6 protein-coding genes are annotated in these 8,490 nt (G+C 44.3%); 3 read left to right on the forward strand and 3 right to left on the reverse strand.

Features of this window, described 5'->3' with window-relative positions; all coding sequences use genetic code 11:
• A partial coding sequence (gene phsA / locus Q0546_RS04060) for a thiosulfate reductase PhsA (protein ID WP_298790769.1) occupies positions 1-1,746 on the reverse strand: 1,746 nt, incomplete at its 3' end.
• A 300-nt stretch (positions 1,747-2,046) separates the two neighbouring features.
• On the opposite strand from phsA, the gene Q0546_RS04065 reads away from it, so the two are divergent.
• The 3 genes from Q0546_RS04065 (at position 2,047) to Q0546_RS04075 (ending at position 6,204) form a co-directional block, all read left to right on the forward strand.
• The gene (locus tag Q0546_RS04065; RefSeq protein ID WP_298790771.1) at positions 2,047-2,610 is read left to right on the forward strand and encodes an alpha/beta hydrolase; all 564 of its coding nucleotides are present in this window, start codon (positions 2,047-2,049) and stop codon (positions 2,608-2,610) included.
• A gap of 85 nt (positions 2,611-2,695) precedes the next feature.
• Positions 2,696-5,773: a cytochrome c biogenesis protein CcsA gene (ccsA, locus tag Q0546_RS04070; protein ID WP_298790773.1), complete on the forward strand. Its 3,078-nt coding sequence runs from the start codon at positions 2,696-2,698 to the stop codon at positions 5,771-5,773.
• Positions 5,773-6,204 carry a fatty-acid--CoA ligase gene (locus tag Q0546_RS04075; protein WP_314786878.1) on the forward strand — a complete coding sequence of 144 codons (432 nt, stop codon included), beginning with the start codon at positions 5,773-5,775 and terminating at the stop codon, positions 6,202-6,204. The genes ccsA and Q0546_RS04075 overlap by 1 nt, the downstream gene beginning before the upstream one ends.
• Positions 6,205-6,374: 170 nt before the next feature.
• On the opposite strand, the gene Q0546_RS04080 is transcribed toward Q0546_RS04075, so the two are convergent.
• The gene (locus Q0546_RS04080) at positions 6,375-6,872 is read right to left on the reverse strand and encodes a phosphatidylglycerophosphatase A (protein WP_298790775.1); all 498 of its coding nucleotides are present in this window, start codon (positions 6,870-6,872) and stop codon (positions 6,375-6,377) included.
• A gap of 697 nt (positions 6,873-7,569) precedes the next feature.
• On the reverse strand, positions 7,570-8,490 hold a 921-nt coding region (locus tag Q0546_RS04085), incomplete at its 5' end, for a sulfate adenylyltransferase (RefSeq protein WP_298790777.1).

An 8,490-nucleotide genomic window follows, 5' to 3' on the forward strand; every position in this document is an offset into this window, starting at 1 on the left:
TTTCGTAAATTCTTTTACGCTATCTTTTTCTCTAAACAAAATCCCCGGCACCTTCCACGTGACGTAGCCTTTTTTAACTAGCTCCGCCAACAGCTCGGCGTTGCCTTTTACTTGTTTGATTCTCCACTCGTCCATCGTGTTTGCCGAGTACTGCTCGTCTATCTTCATCCTGCGAGCTAGCTCTCTAAAGATATCGTAGCCGTTTTTGGTGTCGCCGATAGGATCTACGACTTTGTTTCTTATCATATAGGCAGGTTTTTGACTCGACTTATCCTCGATGCCTTCGTCGCGCTCAAGGTAAGTACTCTCGGGCAGTATCACGTCCGCCCATATCGCAAAATCGCTCATATAGATATCCGAGCACACGATAAAATCAAGCTTTTTTAGGCTCTCTATCGTAGTTTCCGTGCCCGCGACGTTGATCGGGTGATTAAACCTTATACTAAACCAGCCTTTTACGGGATAAGGCTTCTCGCTTAGTATGGCTTGCGGGATCTCCATCAAGACGCCGTGACTTCTGCTGACGAATTTGTTTCGTCCGTCCTCGCCCGCAGCGTCTATTCTAGGCACTTTAGGTACTTTTATCGCGGCGTCCGGGTTTGTGATCTCAGGGATTAGCTCTTCGCCGATTAGTTTGTTGTAAAATTTAGCCTTTTTACCGCCAAAAATTCCGCCCTTTTTCTCCCAGTTGCCCATCATCGCGTTTGCCGTCATTATGGCTCTGGTGCGAATGTATTCGGCTCTAGTCGTAGTGGTGTTGTGACCGAAGTCGATGATGACTTTAGGTGCGGCTTTCCAGATTTCGCCAGCGATTCGCTCGACCGTTTTTGCAGGTATTCCCGTGATCGTTTCTTGCCACTGCGGAGTTGTGTCTTTGGTCGCTTCTACGACTTTGTCAAATCCAATCGTAAATTTCTCTATAAATTCTTTATCGTATGTGCCATTTTTGATCCATGTATGGATAAGGGCTAAAACAAATGCTAGATCGGTTCCCGGTTTTACGGGTAGCCACTCGTCGGCTTTTGAAGCCACGACGCTAAAGCGCGGATCTAAAACCAGCAGCTTGGTATCTTCTTTCGCGGCCATTTTAGCTAGCTTTTTAGCGTCGGCGATGACGATGCCTTCAAAGAGATTGTGCCCGAAATTTACGACGTATTTTGCGTTGCCGAAGTCTCTTTTTAGCTTCGCATCGCCGTACATATGCTCGCAAACCATCTGATAAGTGATCGGACAACAGGAGAAGTGAGAAAAGCAGTTTGGCGAACCGTATGCGCTAGCAAAAGTCGTCATTAGCTTGTGCGTTTGGCTTGATTTTGCCGTAAACACAAAGCTCTCCGGCCCGTATTTTTCCTTGATCTCAAGCATTTTTTTAGCGACTAGATCTAGCGCCTCGTCCCAGCCCGCTTCGCGCCATTTGTTTTCGCCACGCTCGCCTACTCTGATGAGCGGTTTTACGATGCGCTGCGGATCGTAGAGCTGATTGTGCCCGCTGCCGCCCCTTGCGCACACGGAAGTCGCCGTGCCGCTTACCTTGCCGTTGCCTTGGATGAAGACGTTTTTGCCGTCTACAACCTTGGCCTCGATAGGACAGCGAGAAGAGCACATCTCGCAAAAACTATAAACGGTCTTATCGCCGCCTTCTAGCGCTTTGGCGCCGACGGCGCCTAAAGTACCGGGCGCGTAAGTCATAGCAAGCAAGCCCGTGGCGGTGGATGCTTTTAAGAAATTTCGCCTCGAAGTATCCATTTTTTCTCCCTTTTTGAAATAAATTTACCGAAATCTTAAATAATCAACGTAAATTATACGTAAATTTTTCGTATCAATATAAATTTTAATTGATAACGATTATTTCGTTTTTTAGGGGAAAAGCTTAAATTTAATTTCAAATTTGTCAAATTTACAAATATCAAATTTTAACGGATGATGATATTTGAGCTGCTGTTTGCTTAAATTTATAACTTAAAAAGTATTCTTGCGATTTCCGTCAAAAATTATTTTAATTTTATTTGTATATAATTCGCGTATTTTTTCAAAAAGGCAAATTTAATGAAAAAGCAAATTTACATCATTCACGGCTACGACGCTTCGCCGCAAAGCCACTGGTTTGGTTGGTTTAAAGAAAATATGCGCGGCATTGCCGAGGTAGAAATTTTAAAGATGCCAAATCCGCAAACGCCGAAGCTAAACGAGTGGCTAGAAATGATGAAGCAAAACGTAAATTTGGGAAAGAATTCATTTATCATCGCTCACAGCCTGGGCACGATAACTAGCTTAAATTTTCTTAGCGGTTTTGCAAATTTGCCGAAATTTGGCGGTCTAATCCTCATATCGCCGTTTGACGAGCCGATTAAGGAATTTGCGATTTTAGATGAGTTTTGCAAGCCGCAAATCGCCTACGAAAAGATAAAATCAGCGACGAATTTTATAAAAGTAGTAGCCGCAAAAGACGACTATATCGTGCCCTGCGAGCTTAGCCTAAAGGTAGCGCTAAATTTAGGCGTAACGCCAGATATCTTTGAAAAAGGCGGACACTTTATGAGTGCGGACGGCTTTAGCAAATTTGAGTTTATATTAAATTTATTTAAACTTAAAGACGAAAAATTATCATAAAATAATAACTAAAAAGTAAGATTATTTAAAAAAAATTACTATAATGTGCATTTTGATTTACTAAATTTATGTTCAAGGATCTGTTTTGAGCGAGTTAAAATCCCTATTTTTCAGTATGACGTCGGCTGTCGTGCTACTTGTTATATTTGCTATCGGTAGCGGCGCGGCGACGATAATAGAAAGCTACTACGACACAAAAAGCGCGTGGGCAGCGATTTACGGAGCGAGTTGGTTTGCTTTGGTACAGGTGCTTTTAGGCATAAATTTGGCTTACAATATTTTTAGATACAACCTTTTAAGAAAAGAAAAACTGCCCGTTTTGATATTTCACGTTAGCTTTTTGTTTATGCTACTTGGAGCCGCGATGACGCGATATCTTGGCTTTGAGGGCAACATTCACATCAGAGAAAACGAAACCTCAAACGCGGTATTTGGATCCATATCTAGAATAGAAATCGCAGCCGAAAAAGACGGTCAAATTTACTCAAACTCGATCCCAAAACAAATCACTTCCATCGGCTCAAACGACTTTAACTTGCCGCTTGAAATCGCGGGTAAAAAAGCAAATTTAACCTTTGAAGGATACTACAAAAAAGCGGAAACCGAGTACTACGAAGCGGAAAAAGGCGAACCGCTCGTTAGGCTTGCAGTATCAAGCCCAGACTCAAAAGAAGAAATAAGCCTGCAAGCCGGCGAAACTCGCGAGGTGGGCGGCGTTAGCTTTGCATTCGACGCGCAGCCGCTACTTGAAAATTTCGTCAAAATCGAGCTAAAAGATGGCAAATTTTATCTAACTTCAAACCAAAACATCGGCTACTTTACGATGGCGACGAATGAAAAAGGCGAGTACGAAAAAGATAAAGCGACCGAGTTTTTACCGATGCAGCTCTATACGGTCACGGACGTAAATTTCGTTCCAAAATCATTGCTAACAAAAGCTGCCAAGCGAGTCGTGAGCAAAAACGGCGAGTATGACGCGTTGGTTGCAAATTTGACGTTTGACGGCCAGACGCAGCAGCTTATGCTCTACGAAAACAGCTACATACCAGCTAAAGCCAGGATCGACGGCGTGCTTTTTAACGTTTACTGGGGCTCAAAGATGGTCGAGCTTCCATTTTCGTTAAAGCTTGAAGACTTCGAGCTTAAGCGCTATCCGGGTTCAAATTCGCCGATGAGCTATTCTAGCGACGTCATCGTCGAGGACTCTAGGAGCGGAAACTACCCGTATAAAATTTACATGAACCACGTACTAGATCACGACGGATATAGATTTTTCCAAAGCAGCTACGACCAAGACGAGCTTGGCACCGTACTATCGGTAAACCGCGACCCAGGCAAGATTCCGACCTACATCGGCTACTTTTTGCTAGGACTTGGGCTATTTTTCAACATCGTAAATCCTCGCTCGCGCTTTAGAAAACTAGCTAAAATGATAAACGAAGATGCCGTTAAAAAAGTCGCTAGCTTTGTTCTAGTAGCCTGCTTTGCGGCATTTGCTCCGAGCAAAACCTACGCGGCCGATAACGCTAGAAACATCGATGCAAACCACGCAAAAGAGCTCTCTACGCTAATTATCCAAAGCGCCGACGGCAGAATGAAGCCTTTTGACACCGTAGCAAGAGAAATTTTAAACAAGATCCACCGCAGCGATACGCTAGACGGCCTAAATGCAAACCAAGCCATACTTTCTATGATGATAAACGCCCCGTACTGGCGCGACGTGCCGATAATCTACGTCGGAAATAAAGAGCTAAAAAAGCTAATCGGCATAGACGAAAAGGCTAAATACGCTAGCTATAACGACTTTTTTGCAAGCGATAAAGACGGTAAAATCATCTACAAACTAAACAAATTTGCCGAAGCCGCAAACCGCAAAACTCCGGGCGAGCGAGGCACGTTTGATAAAGACTTGCAAAAAGTGGACGAGCGCCTAAATATCCTTTACATGGTGTTTATAGGCGAAGTCTTTACTATGTTTCCAAAGATGGACGACCCGAATAACAAATGGTACGGTATAGCCTCAGCCATGATGTATCTTCCTAAAAACGAGAGCGAGCCGATCGGCAGAATGCTAAGAAGCTATTTCACTAGCGTTGCCGAAGCTACAGAAAACAACAACTGGCGCAGTGCAAATCAAGCTCTAGCCGAGATCAAAACCTATCAGCAAGAATACGGCAAAGCGGTCATCCCGGGCGAAAAACGCATCGAGATGGAGCTGTTTTTTAACGAGTATAAAATTTTCGAGTCGCTAACGCCGATATATCTTTTGGCAGGATTTGGGCTTTTATGCTTCGTGTTTGCTAAGATGGCAAGGCCTAAACTAAATATAAAATGGCTCTTTGGTATAGTTTACGGCGTGAATATCTTAGCGTTTTTGCTGCATACCTTTGGCATCGGTATACGCTGGTATATCGCCGAGCACGCGCCGTGGAGCAATGCCTACGAATCGATGATCTACATCGCTTGGGCGCTTAGCTTATCAGGTCTAGTGTTCTCACGCCAAAGTCCGATAGCTATGGCTCTAACCTCGATTTTAGCGGGCATTACGCTATTTGTCGCGCACCTTAGTTGGATGGATCCGCAGATCACCACTCTAGTGCCTGTGCTTCAGAGCTACTGGCTAACGATCCACGTCTCGGTTATCACGGCTAGTTACGGATTTTTGGGACTTTGCTCGCTGCTGGGTATGTTTACGCTCGTACTTTTTGCTATGCAAGGCGGTAAAGAGCATAAGGAAATTTCGCGAAATATCCTAGAAGCCACGCGTATAAACGAGATGGCGATGATACTGGGTCTTAGCCTGCTTACGATGGGCAACTTCCTGGGCGGCGTTTGGGCGAACGAGAGTTGGGGTCGCTACTGGGGCTGGGATAGTAAGGAGACGTGGGCGCTGGTTTCTATTTTAGTTTATGCAGCGGTTTTACACATCAGATTTATCCCTAAACTAAACAGCCAGTACGCATTTGCCGTGACTTCGATGTTTGCTTATTGGTCGATCATAATGACCTATTTTGGCGTAAACTTCTACCTAAGCGGTATGCACTCGTATGCTGCTGGCGAGCCGGTGCCGGTGCCGACTTTTGTGTGGGTGGGCGCGCTTTTGATGGTCTTGATAGCTGTTGTGGCGTATTTTAGAAAACCAGATAAAACGGTGAAACTATAATGAATCAAACTACTATAGTAATAATTCTAGCGACGATTCTTTTGATGCTCGTCGCTTCCCTTATTTTTATGGCGGTTAAGCTAGGTAGCGACAAAATCGCAGCCAACAATGCGGCAAAAGAAGCCGCCAATCGAGGCATCACACTAGATGATTTACTCGCCGTAGCAAACGATCCAGGCACTAGCAAAAATAGGTTATTTTCTATTTTGAGGACATTTTATTCAAATTTTAGGTTACCGCCTAAAAAAGACGGCATAGCGCCCGAGGATGCAAAAGAGTATTTAAATTTTATTCTAGCTATAGCTTCACATAAAAATGCCGACGCCAAACTAATAGCTTTTATGACTAACGAACTAAAAAAGAAAAATCCTGAATACGCAAGAGAGATCGATGCCTACGAGCAAAAAGGTATGTCGCAAACAAAAAAATAAACTCTAGCTAATTTATTTTGTTTTAAATTTACTATTGAGTTCTGATTTTAGATAACCAAAGACTCCCGTAAATAGCCCCCCTAAAAACACACAAACTAATATAGAGTACTTAGGCGGTAAATTTTAATGGGATTTGATTTTAATAACCGCCTAAAAATCGCCAAATAAACTTACTTCACAAACGGCAGCTCAAATTTAATCCACTCGTAGTCTAGTCCGATTTTCGTCACAGCCTCGTAGCAAATCGCGCTAAGAAGCCCCGCAAAAAGCCCTGCTAGCATATCATCACCCATCACGCCCAGCCCGCCTTTTACGTTTTTGTCGATGCGGCCGATCACGGATGGCTTTAGGATGTCAAACGCCCTAAAAAACAGAACCGAGAGCACAAACTGCACCGCCGTGGCGCCGCTGATAGAAATCGCCAGCCAAACGCCAGCAACCTCGTCTATCACGATACTGCCGTGATCGTGCACGCCGGTTTTTGCTTCATAATCGTCGATGATCTTGATGCTATATAAAAAAAGACAAATCGAAACTAAAAACAGCGTGGAAGTGGGCAAAAACATCAAAAATCCATACGCCGCAACTGCGCCAGCTAGCGAGCCCACCGTGCCGGGGGCCTTAGGGCTCAGCCCAGCGCCAAAAAACGTTAAAAATAACCTTTGCATATTTTTCCTTGAAATCAAATTTAAATAATGTAGTGCTTTTGTTCGCCGATTTTTAGTGCGATTTTAGCAAATTTAACGCGCAAATTTCAAAATTCGGACGCCAAATTTTCGCGGATTTCGGATATTTTCAAATTTGACGGCAAAATGCGCTAAATTTATTAGATTTTACAACCGCAAATTTCAATCCATACTTTCAGCAATCAAATTTAAAATTTCCAAACTACAATACAAATTCGCCACAACGCTGTGCAATATCGTCAAATTTAACGTCAATCAAAGCACGGACGCCTTACGCCAAACAAACCGCACTACCCTCCGCGCAATAAATGTATAGCGTCAAATTTTAGAGTTTTGCGGTGCGGGTCTTAGCAAGTAAAATTTGCAAATTTGAACGCAAAAGCAAAGATAAGATACCGCAAAAACGATAAGCTCGCAACGCTAATGCAAAGTAGTCACTCAGTAAATTTTAGCGGCGATAAAACGCGAAGTTTCCCAAGCTAAATTTAACTCTTCCACTGCTTCGCACTGCAAATTTGCTGCCCCTGAAAAGCGACCTCAAGCGCAGCGAAACTGCACAAAATCTCTCTCAAAACGAGCCGCAGTATAAAAGCTAAAATTAAGCAAAAAAGCGCCAAATGAACAACGCATGCATACAGCAATAAACGATATTTCGACGCAGTAAAAGCTAAAAGCAAATTTAAGTCAGCGACGTCGTCTGATAAAGCTTCATCAAATTTTCGTAAAACTCCCTCTCCGTCTGCTTTTCGAGCAGTCCGTTGCTAGGAAAAAGATCGTCGCAAAGCTTTTGGATATTTTCAAATCGGTTCGGGAAAAGCTCGCTCAGTATCATCGCCGAGATGTCGCGCCGCATGAGGATTGCAGGCGGCAAGATACCCGCTAGCAGCAGCGTTTTTAGCGTCTGGGCGTGGTATTTGATATGGTGATGTTGGCCGTGCGGGCAGGTCTTGGTGCTAACTAGCGTCTTGCACTCGTCGCAGTAGACGAGCTCTGGCAGCACGACGATATCTAAATTTAGATCGTTTTTGTAGCGTTCTAGCACCGTGTGAGCGACGTTGTGATCGTAAAACATCCCGATACCGGCGTGATTTTGCCCGACTATGAGCTTATGGGCGCCCAGCCTATGCGCCGCGATGCACTCTAGCGTCGGGTTTAGGTGCGAACTAAAGAGATTTGAGTTCTCAAAAGGCACGATGATCAGGCGGTTTTTGGGGACGTAGTTTTGGATGAAGTATTCCAGCACGCTTTTTTTGAGAGAAAAGCTCATCATCTCGTCCGCGCCGTGGCTTTTTAGTAAAAACAAAAGCACCAGATCGGAGCTATCTATCGTCATCCTAATCAGGCGCTCGTGCGCGCGGTTAAATGGCTCCGCAGTTAGCATGATCGCCGAGATTTTGCGGACGTTTTGCTCCCTTTTGACCTCTTCGATCAGCTTTCTTACCTCGGCTAGCTTGTCGTCGCAGATTTTTATCTCGCCGCTTACGGCCAGTTCGCCGCTTTGGCTTTGCTGTGCGGGCGCAGCTTCGTTAGCGCGAAAGATATTTTGCGAGCTTTTTTCGGCGTTAAATTTAAAAACCTCGCCGACCTCGATATATCCCAC

The organism is uncultured Campylobacter sp. (assembly GCF_937997465.1).
In the GTDB taxonomy this organism is placed as follows: Bacteria; Campylobacterota; Campylobacteria; order Campylobacterales; family Campylobacteraceae; genus Campylobacter_A.

Bases quoted from the DNA above. Each gene is read 5' to 3' on its own strand.
- Q0546_RS04080 (WP_298790775.1), bottom strand. From the start codon at position 6,872: ATGCAAAGGTTATTTTTAACGTTTTTTGGCGCTGGGCTGAGCCCTAAG.
- Q0546_RS04075 (WP_314786878.1), top strand. From the start codon at position 5,773: ATGAATCAAACTACTATAGTAATAATTCTAGCGACGATTCTTTTGATG.
- Q0546_RS04065 (WP_298790771.1), top strand. From the start codon at position 2,047: ATGAAAAAGCAAATTTACATCATTCACGGCTACGACGCTTCGCCGCAA.